General features: G+C 52.6%; 19 protein-coding genes and 1 rRNA gene. 5 read left to right on the top strand and 15 right to left on the bottom strand.

Features of this window, described 5'->3' with window-relative positions:
• Nucleotides 1–101, top strand: a 5S ribosomal RNA gene (rrf, locus tag AC6F7T_RS06725); the annotation flags it as partial.
• A 234-nt stretch (nt 102–335) separates the two neighbouring features.
• Here rrf and AC6F7T_RS06720 read toward each other — a convergent pair.
• From AC6F7T_RS06720 to AC6F7T_RS06665, 12 genes are all read right to left on the bottom strand, one after another.
• Nucleotides 336–1,700: a sigma 54-interacting transcriptional regulator gene (locus tag AC6F7T_RS06720; RefSeq protein WP_500717237.1), complete on the bottom strand. Its 1,365-nt coding sequence runs from the start codon at nt 1,698–1,700 to the stop codon at nt 336–338.
• Between the two features lie 26 nt (nt 1,701–1,726).
• A complete protein-coding gene (locus AC6F7T_RS06715) occupies nt 1,727–3,964 on the bottom strand; it encodes an ATP-binding protein (protein ID WP_500717235.1) in 2,238 nt (745 codons plus the stop codon).
• A gap of 153 nt (nt 3,965–4,117) precedes the next feature.
• Nucleotides 4,118–5,047 carry a UDP-3-O-acyl-N-acetylglucosamine deacetylase gene (gene lpxC / locus AC6F7T_RS06710; protein WP_500717234.1) on the bottom strand — a complete coding sequence of 310 codons (930 nt, stop codon included), beginning with the start codon at nt 5,045–5,047 and terminating at the stop codon, nt 4,118–4,120.
• A 188-nt stretch (nt 5,048–5,235) separates the two neighbouring features.
• The gene (locus tag AC6F7T_RS06705; RefSeq protein WP_500717232.1) at nt 5,236–6,924 is read right to left on the bottom strand and encodes an AarF/UbiB family protein; all 1,689 of its coding nucleotides are present in this window, start codon (nt 6,922–6,924) and stop codon (nt 5,236–5,238) included.
• Between the two features lie 20 nt (nt 6,925–6,944).
• A complete protein-coding gene (locus AC6F7T_RS06700; RefSeq protein ID WP_500717230.1) occupies nt 6,945–7,250 on the bottom strand; it encodes a phasin family protein in 306 nt (101 codons plus the stop codon).
• A gap of 146 nt (nt 7,251–7,396) precedes the next feature.
• Nucleotides 7,397–7,924 (bottom strand): epoxyqueuosine reductase QueH, encoded by a 528-nt coding sequence (locus AC6F7T_RS06695; RefSeq protein ID WP_500717228.1) that lies wholly within the window; start codon nt 7,922–7,924, stop codon nt 7,397–7,399.
• Nucleotides 7,925–7,977: 53 nt separating this feature from the next.
• Nucleotides 7,978–9,972, bottom strand: coding sequence for a hypothetical protein (locus tag AC6F7T_RS06690; RefSeq protein WP_500717226.1), 1,995 nt, complete (start codon nt 9,970–9,972; stop codon nt 7,978–7,980).
• 10 nt (nt 9,973–9,982) lie between these two features.
• Nucleotides 9,983–11,008 (bottom strand): Holliday junction branch migration DNA helicase RuvB, encoded by a 1,026-nt coding sequence (gene ruvB, locus AC6F7T_RS06685; protein ID WP_500717224.1) that lies wholly within the window; start codon nt 11,006–11,008, stop codon nt 9,983–9,985.
• A gap of 10 nt (nt 11,009–11,018) precedes the next feature.
• Nucleotides 11,019–11,618 (bottom strand): Holliday junction branch migration protein RuvA, encoded by a 600-nt coding sequence (gene ruvA / locus AC6F7T_RS06680; protein ID WP_500717222.1) that lies wholly within the window; start codon nt 11,616–11,618, stop codon nt 11,019–11,021.
• Complete coding sequence (gene ruvC / locus AC6F7T_RS06675; protein WP_500717220.1) at nt 11,618–12,136, bottom strand: crossover junction endodeoxyribonuclease RuvC; 519 nt, start codon at nt 12,134–12,136, stop codon at nt 11,618–11,620. Before ruvC ends, ruvA begins: the two co-directional genes overlap by 1 nt.
• Before the next feature lie 29 nt (nt 12,137–12,165).
• The gene (locus AC6F7T_RS06670; protein ID WP_500717219.1) at nt 12,166–12,912 is read right to left on the bottom strand and encodes a YebC/PmpR family DNA-binding transcriptional regulator; all 747 of its coding nucleotides are present in this window, start codon (nt 12,910–12,912) and stop codon (nt 12,166–12,168) included.
• Between the two features lie 104 nt (nt 12,913–13,016).
• On the bottom strand, nt 13,017–13,823 hold the full coding sequence (locus AC6F7T_RS06665; protein ID WP_500717218.1) for a cytidylate kinase family protein: 807 nt from the start codon (nt 13,821–13,823) through the stop codon (nt 13,017–13,019).
• 261 nt (nt 13,824–14,084) lie between these two features.
• On the opposite strand from AC6F7T_RS06665, the gene AC6F7T_RS06660 reads away from it, so the two are divergent.
• Nucleotides 14,085–15,263 carry an SAM-dependent methyltransferase gene (locus tag AC6F7T_RS06660; protein WP_500717217.1) on the top strand — a complete coding sequence of 393 codons (1,179 nt, stop codon included), beginning with the start codon at nt 14,085–14,087 and terminating at the stop codon, nt 15,261–15,263.
• A 67-nt stretch (nt 15,264–15,330) separates the two neighbouring features.
• Complete coding sequence (locus AC6F7T_RS06655) at nt 15,331–15,555, top strand: NifU family protein (protein ID WP_500717216.1); 225 nt, start codon at nt 15,331–15,333, stop codon at nt 15,553–15,555.
• A 96-nt stretch (nt 15,556–15,651) separates the two neighbouring features.
• Here the strand turns inward: AC6F7T_RS06655 and AC6F7T_RS06650 are convergent, their stop codons facing one another.
• Together AC6F7T_RS06650 and AC6F7T_RS06645 are read right to left on the bottom strand one after the other, a co-directional pair.
• A complete protein-coding gene (locus AC6F7T_RS06650) occupies nt 15,652–16,809 on the bottom strand; it encodes a DUF362 domain-containing protein (RefSeq protein WP_500717215.1) in 1,158 nt (385 codons plus the stop codon).
• Between the two features lie 3 nt (nt 16,810–16,812).
• The gene (locus AC6F7T_RS06645; protein WP_500717214.1) at nt 16,813–17,652 is read right to left on the bottom strand and encodes an alpha/beta fold hydrolase; all 840 of its coding nucleotides are present in this window, start codon (nt 17,650–17,652) and stop codon (nt 16,813–16,815) included.
• A gap of 93 nt (nt 17,653–17,745) precedes the next feature.
• Between AC6F7T_RS06645 and xerC the strand changes: the two genes are divergently transcribed.
• Nucleotides 17,746–18,705, top strand: coding sequence for a tyrosine recombinase XerC (gene xerC, locus AC6F7T_RS06640; RefSeq protein WP_500717213.1), 960 nt, complete (start codon nt 17,746–17,748; stop codon nt 18,703–18,705).
• Nucleotides 18,706–18,823: 118 nt separating this feature from the next.
• The gene (locus AC6F7T_RS06635) at nt 18,824–19,426 is read left to right on the top strand and encodes a redoxin domain-containing protein (RefSeq protein ID WP_500717212.1); all 603 of its coding nucleotides are present in this window, start codon (nt 18,824–18,826) and stop codon (nt 19,424–19,426) included.
• A 368-nt stretch (nt 19,427–19,794) separates the two neighbouring features.
• Here AC6F7T_RS06635 and AC6F7T_RS06630 read toward each other — a convergent pair.
• A partial coding sequence (locus AC6F7T_RS06630; protein WP_500717211.1) for an acetyl-CoA hydrolase/transferase C-terminal domain-containing protein occupies nt 19,795–20,713 on the bottom strand: 919 nt, incomplete at its 5' end.

Here is a 20,713-nt window from a genome sequence, read left to right as displayed (position 1 = left end):
TAGGGGTCACACCTGTTCTCATCCCGAACACAGAAGTTAAGTCCTACCGCGCCGATGATACTGCATTGGTAACGATGTGGGAAAGTAGGTCGCCGCCGAAATTATTACCAAAAAGCCCTCCAGCATACGGAGGGCTTTTTTTTTGACCTGTTTTTTACCTGTTGTATTTCAGCGCCGGGTCCGCGGTCCTGTGCCGAGGGCCAGGCCCCTTGTCACAGGAACCCCGACCCTGCAGCAAGGATGACAGCTGAATAGCAACGCACGCCGCGCTGCGCCGTCGTGTCATAATCTAACTTTTTCAAGTTGTCCAGATGTTACGACTTTTTTATCGAAACTCAGTCGGGATTGATCTGATAGTATTTGATTTTTCTGTGCAGATTGGAGCGTTCAAGGCCGATTTCTTCGGCAGTGCGTGAGATATTCCAGCTGTTCTTTTTCAACTTCTCAATCAGAAATTGTTCTTCAAATATTTCTTTCGCTTCTTTATATGAATCAGGTAAATCTTCTGTCAGGGTTGTCGTTCGATTATCCGTCGTTGCTATGTTGCTGATCTCCTGGGGCAGGTCAGAGCGCTTTATTTCTGTCCCAGGAGTCATGATAACCAGTCGTTCAATTAGATTTTTAAGTTCCCTGACATTTCCCGGCCAATCATATGCCAGTAGGCACGCTAATGCCTCTTCACTGATGGTTTTGTTCTCCCGGCTTTCTTTGCTGCAGAAGAAATGTAGAAAGTGAGCACAGAGCAGGGGGATATCTTCTTTGCGGTTGCGTAGTGACGGCACGACAAAAGGGAGAACATTAAGTCTGAAATACAGATCCTCACGAAAGTTTCCGGCTTTTATCTCCTGTGGCAGTACTTTGTTGGTGGCTGCAATCACCCTGACATCAACTTCTATGGTGCGGTTGCCGCCAACCCGTTCGAACTTGTGCTCCTGCAGGATGCGCAGAATTTTAGCCTGGGTTTTCAGACTCATGTCACCGATTTCATCAAGAAACAGGGTGCCGCCATTGGCCTGATCGAATTTGCCCCGCCGAGCCGCTGTGGCACCGGTAAAAGCCCCCTTTTCGTGCCCGAACAATTCCGATTCAATCAGCTCTTCCGGAATGGCGGCACAATTGACTTCAACAAAAGGTTTGTCGCTACGGCCGGATTGTTGATGGATAGCGCGTGCCACCAGCTCTTTCCCCGTGCCGTTTTCACCAGTAATCAATACCCAGCCGGAACTGGGCGCGGCAATCTTGATCTGGGCTTTGAGTTTCTTTATCGGCAGACTTTCACCGATCATCTGGTAATCGCGGGCCAACTTCTCTTTCAGGGCATTGTTCTCAGCAACAAGCTGTCCAACCTTCAGGGCGTTTTCAATAGATAGCAGAACTTTTTCCAATGAAAGGGGCTTTTCGATAAAATCGAAGGCGCCCAGCCGTGTTGCTTTAATCGCTGTTTCAATCGTGCCGTGGCCACTCATCATCACAACCAGCTGCTGCGACCTTGTTTGTTTGATTCTTTTCAGGGTTTCAAGACCGTCAATGCCGGGCATCCAGATGTCGAGGAGAATCAGATCGGGATCCTCTGTATTGATCATCTGCAGACACTGTTCACCGTTGGCGGCAAAGGTTGTTTTGAAGCCCTCATCCTTCAAGATGCCTTGCAAGCTCTGACGGATACTCTCTTCATCATCGACAATCAATATATGTTTCATTGGTGCATTATCCTGTCAGCTGGCGCTTAGACGTTGTCATCCGCCGGCAATTCAATAATAAAATGGGTTCCCTGTGGCTCGTTGTCTTTAACCCTGATATAGCCGTTGTGGTCAGCAACAATGGTCGAGACTATGGCTAGTCCCAGTCCGGTGCCGGTTTTTTTGGTTGAGAAGTAGGGTTCGAACAACCGGGGTTTGTTTTCCGCCGGAATACCGCAGCCGGTATCAGAAACCATCAGGGTAATGATATTGATCTCTCTATTATAGCTGGAACTCACCGTAATTGACCCCTTGGGAGGGGTTGCACTAACAGCATTTTCCAACAGGTTGATCAACGCGCGTTTGATCTGTTCCCGGTCAAATTTATTGGCGGGCAGATCGGAGTCGAGTAACGTACTAAATTTAATATCCTTATGTGCCTGGCGGTAGAGTGTAAGACATTCCAGGATAATATCATTCAGGTTGTTCAGAGTGGGATTGGTGGCCGGCATGCGGGCAAAGTTGGAAAACTCGTTAACAAGATTCTTCAGTTCATCGACCTGCTTGCTGATCATGCTGGTGCATTCGTCAAAGACGTCGTCATCTGCGCTAAAACGATCAAGGTAACGGCGGCGCAGACGTTGCGCGGAAAGCTGGATCGGGGTCAGCGGGTTTTTGATCTCGTGGGCTATACGCCGTGCCACCTCGCGCCAGGCCGCCATGCGTTGAGCTTTGTAGAGTTGCGTGAGATCGTCAAAAACAACAACCGTTCCCATAAAGTTGTTGTCGTTGTCGCGCAGGGTCGTCAGATTGATCATCAGGGTGTATTTTTCGTCGCCGATGGGGATAGTCATGTGCTGGCGTACTGTGCCTTTTTCAGAATAAAAGAGGTCTTTTAGCAGGGCCATGATCTGCGGCATATAGACCTTTGGAATAACCTCTCTGAAATCTTTCCCCTGAACTTTTTCGGCTTTCATGTGCAGCAGGTTTTCCGCCGATTTGTTCACGGTGGTCAAACAGCCGTGGCGATCGATGGAGATAACCCCGGCGGTGACGTTGGCGAGAACGATCTCCATATAATTACGGCGTCGGTCGAGTTCAAGGTTGGAGCGTTTCAATTCGATATTGGCAGCGTTTATTTCCTGGCGCCCGTGGCGCAAATCACCTGTCATCTGGTTGAAGGCCTGAACCAAAGTGCCAATTTCATCGGTACTGCTGGTTTCCAGCTGGATGTCCAGATCGCCTGAAGCCACCCGTGTCGTTGCACTTACCAGTTCCTGGATCGGCACGGTAATGCCGCGGGCCAGATGAAATCCGAACCAGGTTGCCAGAAACATGATAATCAGGGCGATCAACAACAGGACAATGACATAGCCTTGCTGGATTTGCCCTTTAATCGACCGGGTTGTTTTGTACTGTTCGACTGAAGAGGCAATCTCCTTCATTTTGACAATGAGGGAGTAAGGGACATAGTAGTTAACAACCACCACACCAACAATATCTTTGGGGTCCCAGTTTGATTGGACCGGGACAATACCGCGGATCAGATCAGCTTGACCGACCGTGGTGATTTGGGAAAAACGGATCCCTTGCAGTCCTTCGCGCACTGGATCGGAGGTGGCCGGCGTAATGTCGAAAATCGGCAATTTGGGGTTAGCTACGCGTACCAGCTCCTCATGGGTAGCGGAAAAAACCTCAACAATGCCTAGATTGTATTCTTCCTGCTTTTCTTTGATGAGTTCGCGCAGTTGCGCGAGATTTTCCTCATTGAGCAGGCGCTCCCGACGGATGCGCTGGCTGAGCTGATCAGCATAGTAAAGTGCGTTGGCTTCAGAGTTACGGTAGTAGGTTTGCGCAACTTCGAGAGATTCATCAAGGGCCATTTCTACCTGGGTGCTGAACCAGTTATCAATACTGTTGCGGATAAAACCAGCTGAAACAAAGAACAGCAGCATGGTCGGAATAAGGGACAGGGCAATAAAGGCCCCCACCAGTTTGCTGCGGAGTTTGGCCCCGGGAACGCCGCGCCGGCGTTCCAATAGCAGCTTGAACAGGTTGCGAAAGATCAGGAATAAAAACAGCAGGATCAGCAGAATGTTCAGATTGATCACTGCCAGAGCAATGATGCTGTTGCTGATCGGCAGTTGCGCGGTCAGGTCAACCAGGTGGACTTCAAACTTTGGAATGAGCAGGAGAAGTACGAGGGCAAAAAGGATTGCTACCCAGTCTCGACTTTTGCGTCGTGGGGTGGCGGTTTCATCAGAATGTGGGTCTGGAGATGTCATGCAAGCCTGCCTCGCTAAAACATTATCGCTGCGCCTGCTGATTTTAGAGAATGCGTGCAGACAACACAAGCAGGATAGGCAGATTCCCGCAGATAAAAAAAGAGCAGCCAGGTGCAGGCCGCTCTTTTGTGGGTTTGTGATTGGGTTAGAAGTTTATGCTTTGTTGAAAACAAGTTTGGTGGCGCGCGCACCGGAAAAAACGCGCTGGGCCTCGCGCAGTGCCTCTTCGCTAAAGTCGACGTACACCCAATGGTCAGGATTGTCCTCAATCAGTTTCACCATTTTTGCGTTGAGGTCGTGCCCGGCCTTGAATGCGCGGATATGACCGAGCAGCGGGGCGCCCAGCAAGCTGAAGTCGCCTATGGCGTCAAGGATCTTGTGGCGCACAAATTCGTTATGATAGCGCAACCCTTCAGGGTTCATAACGCCATGATCATCAACTACAACAGCATTTTCGAGGGAACCGCCACGCGCCAGACCGTTAGCTTTAAGGTATTCTACCTCATGGAGAAAGCCAAAGGTGCGCGAGGAGGCGATATCTTTGCAAAAGCTTTCAGTGTCAAATTTAAAACTGTGATTCTGAACTGATATAGCCGGATGATCAAAGGCGATGTCAAAGGTGACCCTGAAAAATCGTGAGGGGATGAGGCTGATCCGTTTTTCCCCTTCAATAATTTCCAGCGGTTTACGAATTGCAATAAATTTGCGTGGTTCACCCAGAGTGGTAAATCCCACCTGTTGAAATTCCCGCACAAAATGAGCAGCACTGCCATCCAATACCGGTACTTCCGGGCCATCGATATCGATATGCAGATTGTCGATAGAAAAAGCGGCCAGGGCGGCCATCAGATGTTCGATGGTCGATACCGTGACCCCATTGTGCCCGATAACGGTCGCCATGCGGGTATCAACAACATTTTTGGAGCAGGCCTTGATGCTGACAGTAGTGTCGCCATCGGTGCGGTGAAATATAATACCGGTATTGGCCGTAGCCGGGCGCATGCGCATATTGATGCGCGCGCCACTGTGCAGGCCGATTCCGGAGATGTTGATGTTTTTTGTCAGTGTGCGTTGAAAAATCATTTACTCTTCCGATCTGCTGTAAGTTGTTCCATTTAACCTGATGCTAATATTATGCAAACAGCAAGCCAACTTTATCTTTAGCTAACTAGCTGAAATTATTAAGGCTGAGTTTGTGGTATGGGCCTGAGTGTTGCAATGTCGGGATAGAGCCGGGGGAGTGGTGTGGTATTTATGCTACAACCGCCATGCTACAGGCGGCCGGATCTCAGGATAGCGATGGCCAGTCCGAAGCCGAGAAAGCCGGCAACCGAATAGCCAAACAAACCGATGATGGGGAATCCCATCAGACTTGGTCCTTTGTCGACCTGCATGACGACAGATGAACCGATGATCAGGGCAGCGATGACCATGCTGAAGGAAATACGGTTGGTCGATTTTTCCAGGTCGGTAATCAGCCGTTCGAGACCACGGTGCTCGAGATCGATTTTGAACTGGTTACGGTTGACCCGGTTGATGAATTCCTTGATGTCTTTGGGCAGGCTTTTACCCAGAGCATGGTATTCGCGGATTGTGCCGGCAATATCCTTGGTTATGTTGCCGGGAGAGTAGCGTTTTTTGATAATCTCTTCGGCAAAAGGCTGCAGTTGCTCAACCATGTTGAAGTGCGGATCGAGCTGTCTGCCAATCCCCTCCATGGCAATCAGCGAACGTGACAGCAGCATCAGATTAGAAGGAAACTTGATTTGATAGTGCGAAAGGATCTGGATAAAATCGAACAGCAGTTTGCCGACCTTGATTTCCTGTAGCAGGGTGTCGTAATAGTCATCGATGAATTCAGCAAGGTCATGACGCAGGTTTTTCCGGCTTGATTCGTCGTTGAGATCTCCCGAGTACAGTAACTGCGTGATGATCTGGTCGGCGTCACGGCGCAATACGGCCAGGAGCAGTTCAGTGAGGTGGATTTTAAGTTCATCGTCCAGTCGTCCGACCATGCCAAAGTCGAAGATACAGATGACATCATCTTCCAGGATGTACAGATTACCGGGATGAGGATCGGCATGAAACAGCCCGAATTGAAAAACCTGTTTAAGAAAACTGTTAGCGCCGCGTCGGGCAATCAGTTTAAGGTCGTGCCCGGCCCGGGTTAACTCAGCAAAGTTGGAGATCTTGATCCCGGAGACATATTCCATCGTCAGGACAGTGTGACCGGTATAGTCCCAATAGACGCTGGGGATGTGAACCGTTTCGTCATCCTCAAAGTTTTTTCGAAAACGATCAATGGTTCGCCCTTCACGGGAGAAATCGAGTTCACGCTGAATAGAACGACGAAATTCCTTGACGATTCCCACCGGGTCGTACATGTCAGCGCCCGGCAGGTGCTTGTTAGCCAGGTAGGCCAGCCCCATCATGATATCGAGGTCAGTCATAATCACCGCTTCGATCCCAGGTCGGCGCACCTTGCAGACAACCTCAGTACCGTCTTTCAGGGTTGCCCGGTGAACCTGGGCCATGCTTGCGGTTGCCAGGGGCAATATCTCAAACAAGGCAAAGAGGTCTTCCACCGGATAGCCGAGCTCGGAATGGATTTGCGCCTGGACTTCGTCAAGCGGCACCGCCGGAAGGTGATCCTGGAGTTTTTTGAGCTCGTTAATGATATCTTCGGGGACCAGATCGGGGCGGGTGGATAGGAGCTGTCCAAGTTTGATGAAGGTTGGCCCCAGCTCTTCGAGGGCAAGGCGAAAACGTGCGCCATGGGGAAGCCGTTGCAGATCCCGCGAGGTTGTGCCAAATGTCACCGCGCGTTTGCCGAGTTGGATATAGTAATCGATATTGAGCTGTTCGATAATATGACCGAAGCCATACTTGAACAGCACCGAAAGGACCTGACGGTAGCGCTTCAGCGACCGGACATTGCGGTTGAATCGATTAAAGGGCAAAGTTGTGTTCCAGCAACAGGCTAGTGTTCAAGGGTTTTGAGTTTTTTTTCCAGGGCATCGACTTTTTTCTTTAGCGTGTTAAATTCTTCTTCTGTTACTATTCCCAGCCGTTCAAAGGCCTTTTTGACCTCATCCTGCGCTACGGATTCCAGTTTGCTCTGGTTATCCTTGGCTGTTTGTTGCAATTTGTCCAACAGTTTTTTCCCCTCTTCTTCGCTTAAGTTAAGACGTTCCTTGAGTTCGCACACCAGTTCTTCTGCTTTTTTTTGTGACATGGACAAGGCGCCAAGACCGGTAAGTAAGGTTTTTTCGATAATTTCAAACATGATGACCTCCTTGAGGCAGTTTGGTTTCCGTCCGGAAACTGCATTAAGTCAATCCAGATTTTCCAGATGAAGCGTTATGGGTTTCCTGTTTACACCTTTGATTATAACAGTTGGGCAGGATGCTTCAACCATGAACGAAAAGTGGTTCATCTGGTGTAGCGATCCCGCTCCGAATAAATGCAGCCACAGTACTGCTGGCGGTAGAGACCCATCTGCTTGGAGATTCTGATCCCTTCGTTCCAGCCGCGCCGATAGTCTTCGTAGAAAAAAGTTAATTGGAATTCTGCCGCCAGCTGCCGACCGTAATCAACAATTGCATCATGCTGCTGGTAACGTGAATAGAGCAGGGTCGTTGTGAAGGCGTCTGCACCTGTAGTGTGAGCCTGCTCGGCAGCCATGCGTAAGCGTGATCGATAGCAATAGTGGCAGCGTTCTTCGGGCCTCTGGGCAACATGGGCGAGAAACTCATCGAGAAGATAGTCGTCATTGACTACCAGGGGCAGTTCAACCCGATCAGCATAGTCACGGGTGGTATCCAGGCGCTTGCGAAATTCCTGATAGGGATGAATGTTGTGATTGTAAAAAAAACCGGTGACTTGATGCTGTTGCCGGCGCAGCATGTCGACCGGGTAGATGGCGCAGTTAGCGCAGCAGATGTGGAGCAGAATGTTCATGTTCGGTTTCTCCAGAGATTAAATACTTATGTTGAGACATCTGTAGGTCTCTGTCAATTTTTAAACCAGTCGATATCGGGGAGTTCGAGCTTTTTCCAGATATTACGAATCAGATTACGCGCCGCCTGTGGTTTCTCCATCTGTCGGTAGCTTAGATCGCTCAACAGTTGATGCAGCGTATCAAGGTCCTTGCGATAGCGTTCCAGCAGTTGTTCAAGCTGCTTGCGATCAGTGGGAAGATCAATCGTGGTTTTGCCTATGTGGGCGCAGATCAGCAGCGTCTGTTCCAGCTCCTCGCCGTAACCGTGCAGAAGTTGACCGTTCCCATCGATCATATCGAATTGACCAAGGAGCCTCGAGATAACGCGAAGGGGCGGTGTGATGGCATACCTCACCATGTCAGGCTGGTCGAGAAAGTACAGGTATTGATCGGGAAAATTGGGGATACCGTGGGCGTGTAGCTGATCAATAATCTGCTGTTTAACGTTTTTCGATGCCTGCATACTTGCCTTGCCGACTGATGCCGTTTTGTTTTCCTCTGCATCAGGCAGTAGCAGGGCATTGCACAGTTGCTGCTGGAGTTGCTCCGGCTCGGTAAAAAGAAAAAGCTCGCGGCCGCTGCCGCCGGCAGTTTTAATCAGGGTCGGCTCGGTATGTAGAGGGGAGCGTAGCAGTGACAGGTGCAGACTGTGTTCGCCCCTGACGACTTCGCGCAGGTAAAAATGTTCACTCAGGAGAGCCCATAGCGGATCGTCAGCGCTTATTTCGACCAGGGCGACGGGGCATTCAATATGCACTTGCTGCTGCGGCTGACAAATGCCGATGAGGTGGATCAGTTGCCATTTCCAGCGCGGTTGATCGGTGAGAATCTTGAAATTTCGATGAGGCCAGGATGTTCGCAGGCGGGCACTAAACAGGGACCTTTCACTGCTTGAAATCGGAATCGGACTGAGCAGGCGGGCCATCAGGCTGCCGCGACAAATATTTTCCGGGGTTAATGACATCAGGGATTTGTAGAAGAATGTCGGCTGGGGCAGACCGGCAAGCTCGCGCGCAATGGCGGTGCAGGCCAGGAGTAATGGCGAATCAGAGAGGATTGCGCGCAGGTTGGTGCCGGTAGCTGGAGCACATGGATACAAGGACATTTCGCAACCCTCCGCCTGGTCATCAGCATGGTCTGGATACCAGAGGGAGAGTAGATTGCGCAGACTCTGTTGTACGCGCTGCGCCGGTGTCGCCCAACGCAACTGCTGCAAGCGCAGCAGCAGATGGTGGTAGCAGACGGCCGTATCACCGGGAAGAGTCGTTGGCGCCCCTTCCCAGTTGTAGCTTAAGGTGGTGTTAAAAGGTTCCGGGGCGCGTTGCAGGACGCCGGCAACAAATGTGCCGAGATCTTCCGGCAGCGGGGTGGCAGATAACAGACCAAAGCGTAGCGTGGTGAGAATCTGCAACAGCAGCAGGCGGTTGGCTTCAAGGGCACGTTGATCGACATCGAAGGCAACCTCCTCGGATTCTTCGGCGCGCTGGCTGCGGAAGGAGTCGGTGAGGGCGGGCAGGGCAAGTTCTTCGGCAATATTAAACAGGTTTTGAAAGTAGTGTGGTGAGAGGTTGTTTTGGGCAATGGCACCGGTTACCGCCGGAATTTTCAAGGCATCGATAAGATCGCGCAACAGGTGACGAAAAAAATCGGGATGATCCGCGCCAGGCAGGGGGAAGCATCGCTCTTCATTGATAGCGCCATTGCTGCTGCGCCATAAACGAACCTGTTCCGTCTCCCAGGTGACAAAATGGCTAAGACCCAGGGCGTCAGCGCAGTTTTTGCCCAACTGCAGCTCGGCCGTCAGGTTTTTTTCAGGCAGAAGAATAATCCCGCCTGCCATCATGCTCTGACGGTTGATCCAGAGCACCAGCGGTGGCCTGGCAACGCCCTCTGCAGTAACAATGGCGGGCAGGCAGTCGACGCGACGAAATGGTGTGCGCCCGTGATCAATGATGTCTTGTGCCCAGATTTTAAGTTGTCGGGCAAACTGTTCGAGATGCGGCGTCATGATGAGACAGTCAGTCTTTAAACAGGGATTCGGTGACCGTGCCTGGTCTGCTGCGATGGAAGTGTTGCAGACAACTGTCCGTTGCCACACGGCCGCGTGGTGTGCGGTTTAAAAATCCCTTTTGAATCAGATAGGGCTCAATCACGTCTTCGATGGTGTCGCGCTCTTCGCCAATGGCCGCCGCCAGGGTGTCCAGGCCGACGGGGCCGCCGCCAAATTTGTCAATGATCGTCAACAGTAGCAGCCGATCCATGTGGTCAAGCCCCTGCTGATCGACCTCCAGGCGGCCAAGGGAGCGATCTGCCAATTCCTCACTGATGATGCCGTCCCCTTCAATTTCAGCAAAATCCCGCACCCGCCGCAGCAAACGATTGACAATGCGTGGGGTGCCACGACTGCGGCGCGCAATCTCCCAGGCACCCTTCTCATCGACCGGTATATTCAGGATGCCGGCACTACGTTTAACGATGGTGGTCAGTTCTTCGGTTGAATAGAATTCCAGCCGACAGATGACCCCGAAGCGGTCACGTAAGGGCGAAGAGAGCAGACCGGCGCGGGTGGTAGCACCGACCAGGGTGAAGCGGGGGATGTCGAGCTTGATGGTGCGTGCAGAAGGACCTTGACCAATGAGGATATCAAGCTGGTAGTCCTCCATCGCCGGGTAGAGGATCTCTTCAACGACCGGTGAAAGGCGATGAATTTCATCGATAAAAAGAACGTCACCTTCTTCCAGATTGGTCAGCACCGCGGCCAGATCGCCGGTTTTTTCAATGACCGGCCCCGAGGTGCTTTTGATATTGACTCCCATTTCATGGGCAATGATATTGGCCAACGTTGTCTTGCCCAGCCCCGGGGGACCATAAAAAAGCACATGGTCGAGGGCCTCGCGGCGGTTGCGCGCCGCATCGATAAAAACCTGAAGGTTGCCCCGGGCTTTTGCCTGCCCCACATAGTCCCTGAGGGAACGGGGGCGCAGCGACATGTCGAGCTGATCCTCTTCAGGCCGGCCGGCGGGGTTAATCAGGCGATCATCCATAGACACTCCGTTATTTCAGTAAAATCTGCAGCGCTGCCTTAAGAATTTGCTCCAGTGGCGCTCCTGGTGCCGGTTTGAGATTTTTTAGTGCCTGTTTAGCCAGGGACTCTTTATAGCCCAGGTTGATCAGGGCGGAAAGGGCATCCTGGTGGTGTGAGTCGGTTGTGCCGATCGCAGCCAGTGGCGGGGTGATCGCAGCAGCAACCGCGTAAGCGTTCGCTTTATCCTGTAATTCGAGGACCAGGCGTTCGGCACTTTTCTTGCCAATGCCCGGAATGGCTATCAAGCGGGTGACATCCCCCTGGCTTAAGGCCAGCGCCAATTCGGACGGAGCAATGTGAGAAAGGATGGTAATGCCCAATTTGGGGCCGACACCGGAAACGGAAATCAACAAGGTGAACAGATCTTTTTCCGCAGAAGTTAAAAACCCGAACAGGGTGATGGCATCCTCCCTGACGTTGGTGTACACCTGCAAGCGCACCTGGCCGGTTTCCGGCAGACGATAAAAAGTCGACAAGGGGATCTGCAGTTGGTAGCCGACTCCACCAACATCTACAATAATCTGATCCGGGGCGCGCTGAACCAGTTGGCCGCTTAACAGGGCAATCATCAGGTTGGTCTCCGCAGTGGGTTGTGCCGGCCAGGTTGCATCTTGCTGTTCAGTTGGTGGCTGTGGGCATGGCAAATAGCGACAGCCAGAGCGTCAGCAGCATCTTCCTGGGCGATTTCCGGGAGATTCAGCAACACCCTGGTCATCTGCTGAACCTGGTTCTTGCCGGCGCGTCCATAGCCAACGACCGCCGATTTAACCTGCAGGGCCGAATATTCATATACCGGTAAACCGGCATTAACTCCAGCTAAAAGGACGATGCCGCGAGCGTGACCAAGTTTGAGCGCCGAAGCCGGGTTGCGCGCCATAAAAACCTGTTCAACCGCAACGGCATCGGGGTGATGGAGGGCAATCAAACGGCAGATTTCGCTGTAAATGCGGTGCAGGCGCAGCGCCAGCTCCATCTTGCTGTCGGTAAAAATGGCCCCGTTGTCGAGGTGGCGCAGGTGGTTGCCGCGCTGTTCGATAAAGCCGTAGCCGGTGGTTTTGCTCCCCGGATCTATTCCCAGTATGCGCATGCTTGTCGTCAATTCGGGGCTCAGATGGATCAGCCCATCAGCCTTTCCATTTCGTTGTCATCGATGTCGAAGTTGGCATGGATATTCTGCACATCATCGTTATCTTCGAGCACGTCAATCATCTTCATCAGTGACTCAGCCTGATTGCCGGATACCGCCGTCATGGTTTGCGGGATCAGGGTGACTTCGGCTGACTGGTAGGTCAGTCCTTGTGCGGTGAAATGGTTGCGTACCGCTTCAAAATCCCCTGGCTCAACGATCACTTCAATGTAATCACCATCATCCTTAACATCATCAGCACCGGCTTCGAGAGCGGCTTCAAAAATAGTGTCGAAGTCGTGGCTCTGGTCGAAGATAATCTGCCCTTTGCGGTCGAACATAAAAGCCACTGACCCGCTAACCCCAAGGCTGCCACCGTGTTTATTGAACGCGTGGCGCACTTCGGCGACAGTGCGGGTGCGGTTGTCGGTCATGAACTCGACAATAACGGCAACACCCCCGGGGCCGTAGCCCTCGAATATGCCTTCTTCGTAGGTGACACCATCAAGATCACCGGTTCCTTTTTTGATGGCCCGCTCGATATTGTCCTTGGGCATGTTGGCCTGTTTGGCTTTATCAACAGCCAGGCGCAGGCGCGCGTTTGCTTCCAGATCCGCGCCGCCAATGCGTGCGGAAATGGTGATTTCCTTGATCAGTTTGGTGAAGATTTTCCCGCGTTTAGCGTCCTGTGCGCCTTTGCGGTGTTTAATGTTTGCCCATTTGCTGTGGCCAGCCATCGATCATGCTCCTAGAACGATTGTGGTAAGGAAAGAAAACGCCGGCTATGCCGGCGTCTGATCTAACAATATATGATCGTATCAGCGCTTGCGGTAGCGACCGATCAGTAGTGAATAACCTTCAGTTGGTCGACAACTTTTTTGACCCCTGCGACCTGCTTGGTATCTTCAATCGCTGCACGACGTTCAGCATCGCTGTGGATGTGGCCGGAAAGGACAACGTTGCCGTTGGTGACATCGATGTTAAACCAGATGTCATCAATGCGCTCATCCGCCAGGCGCGCGATCTGGATTTTTTTCTGAATGATCAGGTCTTCAATCCTGTTTTTACTCAGATGCTGTTGTTCTACCAGGTAGGGGTCACTTACGGTGGTTTTGATCAGCTTGACAGCGCAGTCGTTGGTCATCCGTGTGGTATTGATGATCAAGTCGTAGTCAAGGGGGTTTTCCCAGTCGCGATCGAAGTAATACTTAATAAAGCCGGCGCGTTGCTGGTCGCTTCTGCGCACCAGAAAACGAGCAAGATCAGGATCGATCCACTCCCGTTCGGCCCAGCGCTCGACCCGCTCCTCAAAAGGAGCAATCACGCGAACGCGCAGCACGCTCTTGATGCCGGGCAGCAGGTCCTGCCCTCCACGTCCATAGATGATCACATTGTCCTGTAAGGCGCGTTCAAGGACAAAAAGCTGGATCCGATGGACGCTCAGCTCAATCTGGCGGTCGAGGGTGTCGACGAAGGCTGGAGGTTTTTCGTCCGCCTGCTGAAGTGCTGCTTCGGTCAGATCGTAGGCGGACGCGGCTTCTTTCAAGGCATCGCCATCTGCCAGCTCGTAACCGATTTCTTCGGCCAGTTGCTGCGCGATGGGAATCCCTCCGCTGCCCATTTCTCTGGAAAAGGTAATAATTGCCATTTGTTCAGTCTCTCCATCATTTGTGATAACTGAGGTTGCCGGAACATGTTCTCGCCCGGATCGGATTCGGCGCCCAATACTCGCACGATTTTACTCATAATTCAATAGCTGTGATGAGGGTTTTGGGGCTGACGGGTGAGTAGACAGGTGATAAGGGCGTGTGATGTTTCTGCCGTGCCTTGGCGACTTTAAGGGTTGTAATTGACAAAGCAGGATGGAATAATCCGCACCTTCTCAAGCAACGGGGGATGGATAGCAGCGATGACAGTGAAATCAGTTGAAGAAAAACCGGAGTTTATCACCTGGTTGCGCCAGCAGATCGAAGCACGGCAGGGGGTGACCTTTGCGTGGTTTATGGAGCAGGCGCTCTATCATCCTGAACACGGGTATTACACCTCGGCGCGTACCCGTATCGGCAAACAGGGCGATTTTTTCACCTCCTCCAGTGTGCACCCCTGTTTCGGTCGTCTGATTGCGCGCCAGCTTGAACAGATGTGGCAATTGCTGGGTGGTGGCGCTTTTGTTGTTGCCGAGCAGGGTGCCGGTGAGGGGCACCTTGCGGTTGATCTAATGGATGCCATCAGAGAGGATTTCCCCTCTTTTTACCAATCGTTACGTTATTGCATCGTCGAGATCAGCGGTGATGCCCGCCGGCGCCAGCAAGAAACCTTGCAGCAACATGTCGCTGCTGACCGCGTTGAATGGTGCGATCTGGACGATTTAGCGGGCATGCGCGGATGCCTGCTGAGCAATGAGCTGGTCGACGCTTTCCCCATCCATCTGGTTCAGACCGTAGCCGGCGAGTTGCAGGAAGTCTACGTGATTCATCAGGGAGATGGTTTTGCCGAGGAATTGCGGCCGCCATCGACGCCGCAGTTGGTGGAGTATTTTGAGCAGATCGGCATCACTCCAGCGCAAGGGAATCGCGGTGAGGTCAATCTGGCGGCGCGTGACTGGATGGCACAGGTCGCCGCTGTGCTGGCCGAAGGGTTTGTCCTGACCATCGATTACGGCTACCTGGCCGGAGATCTCTACGCGCCGGAACGCCACGCCGGCACGTTACTGTGTTATCACAAACACCAGACCAATGAAGACCCTTATCGGCATATCGGCTGTCAGGATATGACTGCCCATGTTGATTTTACCAGCTTGCAACAAGTCGGCAGTAAATATGGGCTGGAGCCTCTCTATTTTGGCCATCAGTATCAATTCCTTATGGGGTTGGGGTTTTTAGAGCTGCTGCTGCAGATGCAGAGTCGCGAAGCCGATCCGCGCAAGGCGCAGGCCCTGCGCATGAGCATGAAACACCTGATTCTTCCAGAGACAGGAATGGGTGAGAGTTTCAAGGTGCTGGTGCAGGGTAAAAATGTCGGCCGGCCGGAGCTGCTGTGTACCCGACGGATACAGGATATCCAGTTGCCGGTAACGGGCTTGTTCTGATACTTGCGCTGGAAAATTGAAATTGCCTATAATGGGCTATACAACAATCAACGGAGGATATAAGCAGATGAAACAACGTGTACAAGAAGTCCTGGACATGGTGCGCCCCGCACTCCAGGCTGATGGTGGTGATGTCGAGCTGGTAGAAGTTTCCGATGAAGGTGTCGTCAGCGTCAAGTTGACCGGTGCTTGTGGTTCCTGTCCCATGTCAACCATGACCCTGAAAATGGGAATCGAAAAAAACCTGATGGCGCAAATTCCGGAAGTTAAAGAGGTCGTTCAGGTTCGCTAAAAAGTCAGCGGACAACCGATCAACAACAAAAGGCCCGTGTATTGTGCACGGGCCTTTTGTCGTTAAGCTTACATTGTCACCATTTGCTCAACGTTTTTAGTGCCGCATCAGGCTTGACAGGCGCAACAGCAGTCCCTGGCGGGTTGACAGGGCAGCATAGGGGCACAGTTCCTGACAGCAAAAGCAGCGAATACACAGGTCATAGTTGATGTTCAGCCGGTCCTTCACTATCGCCATTGCCTGGGGTGGACAATGTTTAACGCAGGCATGGCAGCGCATGCAGCGTTGATGATCAACCTGCGGATGCGCTGTCAGCAGATGCTTCAGACGTCGGCCAAGGTAACCGGGTATGCCGAAGTTGACATCGGTCATTTTGGCGGCGCGAAAGTGGTCGATCTGCAGCTCAGCCAGGGGTGTTCCGTCCAGTTCCAGCTCTGCCAGGCGCGCCAGTGGGCGGCCGGTGGCTAACGCCTGCTGTTGGGTGAAGACCTGTTCCGGCTGCATTTTTACCAGCGCTGTCGCCACCGTATCGACCGCTTGTGCCGACATACCGGCCAGCAGGACGCCGATCTTAACCGGATCACCATTGCCCGGGCCTTCTCCTTCCATGCCGATCACGGCATCAACAATGTTCAGGGTGGGCGCCAGGGTTTCACATATCTCCAGTAACATCCGCGCAAACAGGTTTTTGTCGGTCCCCGCTTGCAGATGCATGCCTGGCTTGCGCATGCCGATAAGGGCACCAAACATATTTTTTACCGCACAGGTCAGTCCCATCATCTGGTGGGTTTTCAGCTTGGGCAGATTGATGATGACATCGGCGGCAAGGATATCACGCGCTACCTCAATCTGATGAAGAGACGTGCCCTGTGGGTGGATGATGACTGAATCGCTAAAAGGGGCAAAACGTGCCCCGGTTTCCTCAATCACATCAAGGATGCCGGTCTTGCGGGCAACTGCAATCGGACTGCCGATGCCGGGGGAGTCTCCCACTGAGACCAGACCGCCGGCAGACATGGCCAGTCTGATAACAGCGCGGACAATCTGGGGATGGGTGGTTACTGCCCGTGCCGGGTCTTTGCCTGACAGCATGTTGGGTTTGATCAGAACCTGCCGGCCGGGCTTAACGAAGGCTTCCATGCCGCCTAACGGGGCAAGTAGCGTAGCCACCGCTGTTTCGACGGCGGCAGGGTCGTAGTTGTCAAGGGCCAGCAGGCTGACACGGTTTGGCGGCGGAGAGGTGATTGCGCTCAAGAACTACTCCACATTTCCTTTGAGCGCAGCGACGGTCGCGTCAATGGCGGCAGCACGGTAGATCAGGGAGGTATGCCCCATGTCATCGAGCTCCACCTGTGTCCCCCAGGAAAGTTGTACTGAGGTGTTGGGGAGCACCATGTTGTCCTTGCGGGTGTAAATGTTGACCGTCTGCACACCCACCGGGGCAGGTTCGTTGTTCAGGCGACTGAGGAACTCAGAGCCGGGCATCAGCAGTTTGCCGAGAGGCATAAATGAAAAGGGGGTGAGTTTTGAGCCCTGATGGGGGGTGCCAAGAAAGATCAGCCGGTCGACCTTGTCCTGCCCGCCACGCCGCTGGACATAATTGCGGGCGATGATACCACCCATGGAGTGACCAACCAGGTTTACTTTGTTAACCCCCAGCCGGTGACGGAGTTCATCAATTTTTTTGGCCAGCAATTCCGTCAGAACCTCTTCACTGTGAAAACCTGACAGGTTGATGGTGACAATATTTTCGCAGCCATGGCGTTTTAGACGTGATCCGAACCAGAACCAGCAGGCGCGGTTGACAAAAAGACCATGAAGCAGCAGGGTCGGCGTAATCCCCCGTTTAAGATTTGGCCGACGCGGGGGGAAGAGGCCAAAGGGAACCGTTAACAGGGTGACGAAATTGAAAAAAAATTCAGGCAAAAGCAGGGGCGGGATGCGGCGCAGATTGGCACGGCTATAGCGTTTTTTAATCAGTTCCGGATTGGTGTTGGCGAATTCGTACCAGAGAATACTGAAACTCAGCAGCACAACAAGCAGATCAAAAATCACCAGCACAAACAGCAGGAATATAAACGCATAAAGCAGGCTCATGGTGTTGCCTCTTTCGTTGCAGTGAGCTGAAAATCCCCTGACCTGATTGATGGGCTGAATAGTCCTCGACGGCACCCCTGGTAAGGGCTTAAGATGGGGCGAGTATGCCACGCTCTATGGCAATCGTCAATCAGCCACCAGCTTGAAAAAGGTACACCGATGGAGCACTACCTGATGCTGTTTCGCCGGCACCTGGAGGTTGAACGCAACCTTTCCCCTCACACGATCAACGCTTACCTGCGCGACCTGCAGCAATTTGGCGCGTTTATGCAACAGGCGTGCGCTGCTCCGGTCGATACCGACAGCCTGGCTCGGGTTGATGTGCTACTGCTGCGCCGTTATCTGGCAAATTTGCAGAAAAATTGCCAACGTTCCAGCGTCGTACGTAAATTATCCGCGTTGAAAACATTCTATCGTTTTCTTGAACGCCAGGGCGTGATCGATTCCTCCCCGATCTCGGCTGTGATGGCGCCGCGCCGGCAGCGTTATCTGCCCAAAGTGCTCAGCGCTGAACAAACCGGTACCCTGCTTGATACCCCCGTCAGTGATTATCCGCAACTGATCCGTGATCTGGCAATCTGCGAACTCCTCTATTCCTGTGGCTTGCGCGTTAGCGAACTGACTGGTCTGGATCTTGATTCCATTGATCTGGAACAGCGTCAGGTGCGCGTGGTGGGCAAAGGCAACAAGGAGCGGATGCTGCCGGTTGGGCGTACTGCTTGCCGGGCTCTTCACCTTTATCTGGCACAGCGCCCCCTGGGGAATGAGCAGGGATTGTTCCTTAACTATCGCGGTGGACGGCTCACGACCCGAAGTATCCAGCGTCTGCTCAAGCGCCGCCTGCTGCAGTTGAATTTGCCAACCGATGTGACCCCGCATGCCTTGCGGCATTCTTTTGCTACCCATCTGCTCGATGCCGGTGCTGATTTGCGGGTGATTCAGGAGTTGTTGGGGCATGCCTCCCTGTCAACCACCCAGCGTTACACCAGTGTCAGCTTTGCTCATCTGACGAGTGTCTATGACCGGGCTCACCCGCGCAGCCGAAAAAAGTGACTAAATTTGTCATCTTTATCCTTGACTCGTAATGACAAATGGCTAGAATAATACCAACTTTTTTACGTGACTATTTATAGCCCTGTTCCTTCAGTCAATAACAACAAGGAGTTTAACAATGAGTGTGCTGGTTGGAAAAAAAGCCCCGGAAATAAATGCCTCCGCCGTCATGGCCGATGGTTCCATCAATGATTCTTTTTCCCTGTCCGATTATCAGGGCAAATACATTGTGTTGTTTTTTTATCCCCTCGATTTTACCTTTGTCTGCCCCACTGAATTGATTGCCTTCAGTCATCGGATTGACGAATTTGAAAGCCGTGGTGTGCAGGTCCTTGGGTGCTCCATTGATTCTCATTACACCCACCTGGCCTGGCGCAATACACCGGTTAATAACGGCGGCATCGGTCCGATCAAGTATCCGCTGATTGCCGATATCAAACATCAGATCTGTCGCGACTATGATGTTGAGTTGGATCCGGCCGGAGTCGCGCTGCGTGGTTCCTTCCTCATTGACCGCGAAGGTGTTGTCCGCCATCAGGTGGTGAATGATCTGCCTCTGGGGCGCAATATCGATGAGATGCTGCGCATGATTGACGCGTTGCAATTCCATGAACAACATGGCGAAGTCTGCCCGGCGGGTTGGAAAAAAGGGGATCAGGGAATGGTCGCCGATGGTGAGGGGGTGGCGAGCTATCTGAAGGAACAGGCAGCAAAGTTATAATTGATATCGAAGTGTCGTTAGTTTTATTTAAAAAGGTGGCTTTAGCCACCTTTTTAAAATTGCACATTAGTGCAACGGCGAAATTTGCCACCTACGGCGATGCCAGCTTTGTTTCACGCCAATTTCAGTTGAGAATCGTGGTGAAACAAAGTCAAACGGGATGGTGCAAGACCCTCCCCTACGGTGGATTAACAAGCTTGGGTGTAATGTTTCTCCGCGTCTCTGCCCCTCTGCGTTAAAATTCGCCTGATTTTACTGGTGCTTTTCCAGGTGCCTTGGTTGCTGTTTTTGTTCAGCCCATAAAAAAAATGATCCCGCCAGATTTGATCCGGCGGGATCATTACATTAAAATGTAAAACTTTTATCTGCTATTCGCAGAGGTCAATCTTGATATCCCAGCTCTTGATGCGCATGGTGCCGTTGGTGGCGAGGTTCTGCTGCATTTTGAAGGCGCGGTCGAACAGCTGCGGCTCGTGGCCGATCCCTTTTGCCAAGCATTCTTTCGTGGCCATTTCAAGGTAATCATTAAGAATCGGCTTGTACTCGGGGTGGCCGCACTTCTCGATGATGAGCTTGGCGCGCTCTTTTGGGGCGACGCCACGCAGGTCGGCAAGACCCTGCTCGGTGACCAGTACGTCGAGGTCGTGTTCGGTATGATCAATGTGCGGTGCTTTTGGCACAACGCAGGTAATGCCCAACGGATCGGTTTTGCTCGGGCGGGTTGAAGGTGTGTGCATAATCTTGAGGAAGCCGTTACGCAGGTAGTCACCGGAACCGCCGAGGCCGTTGATCATCCGGGTGCCGCCGACCAGGGTGGAGTTGGCGTGCGCGTAGATATCAAACTCAACCGGGGTGTTCATGGCGATAACACCGAGACGACGGATCGGCTCGGGGGCGTTGGAGATGGACAGGGGACGCAGGACGATCTTGTCGAAGTACTTCTCCCAGTTGTCAAAGAAGCGGGGGAAACCGGGGTTTTCCGACAGAGACAGTGAACAGGCCGAAGCGTAGTTCAGATTGCCACCGTCAAAGAAGTCGAGCATGGTGTCCTGCAGAACTTCGGTGTACACCGACAGGTTGGAGAAGGGGCCTTTAGCCAGACCGCCAACAACTGCATTGGCGATGGAGCCGACGCCGGACTGCAGTGGCAGCAGGTTCTCGGGCAGACGACCGCGCTTCACTTCGTGAGCAAAGAACTCCATGATGTGACCGGCAATCGCTTCGGAGGTGTCATCCATATCGGCGAAGGCACGGCCTTTATCACGATGCTTGGACTCAACAACGGCG

This window comes from Pelovirga sp. (assembly GCF_059864205.1).
The sequence above is the reverse complement of the archived record's forward strand: the minus strand, read 5'-3'. Positions and strand labels throughout refer to the sequence as shown.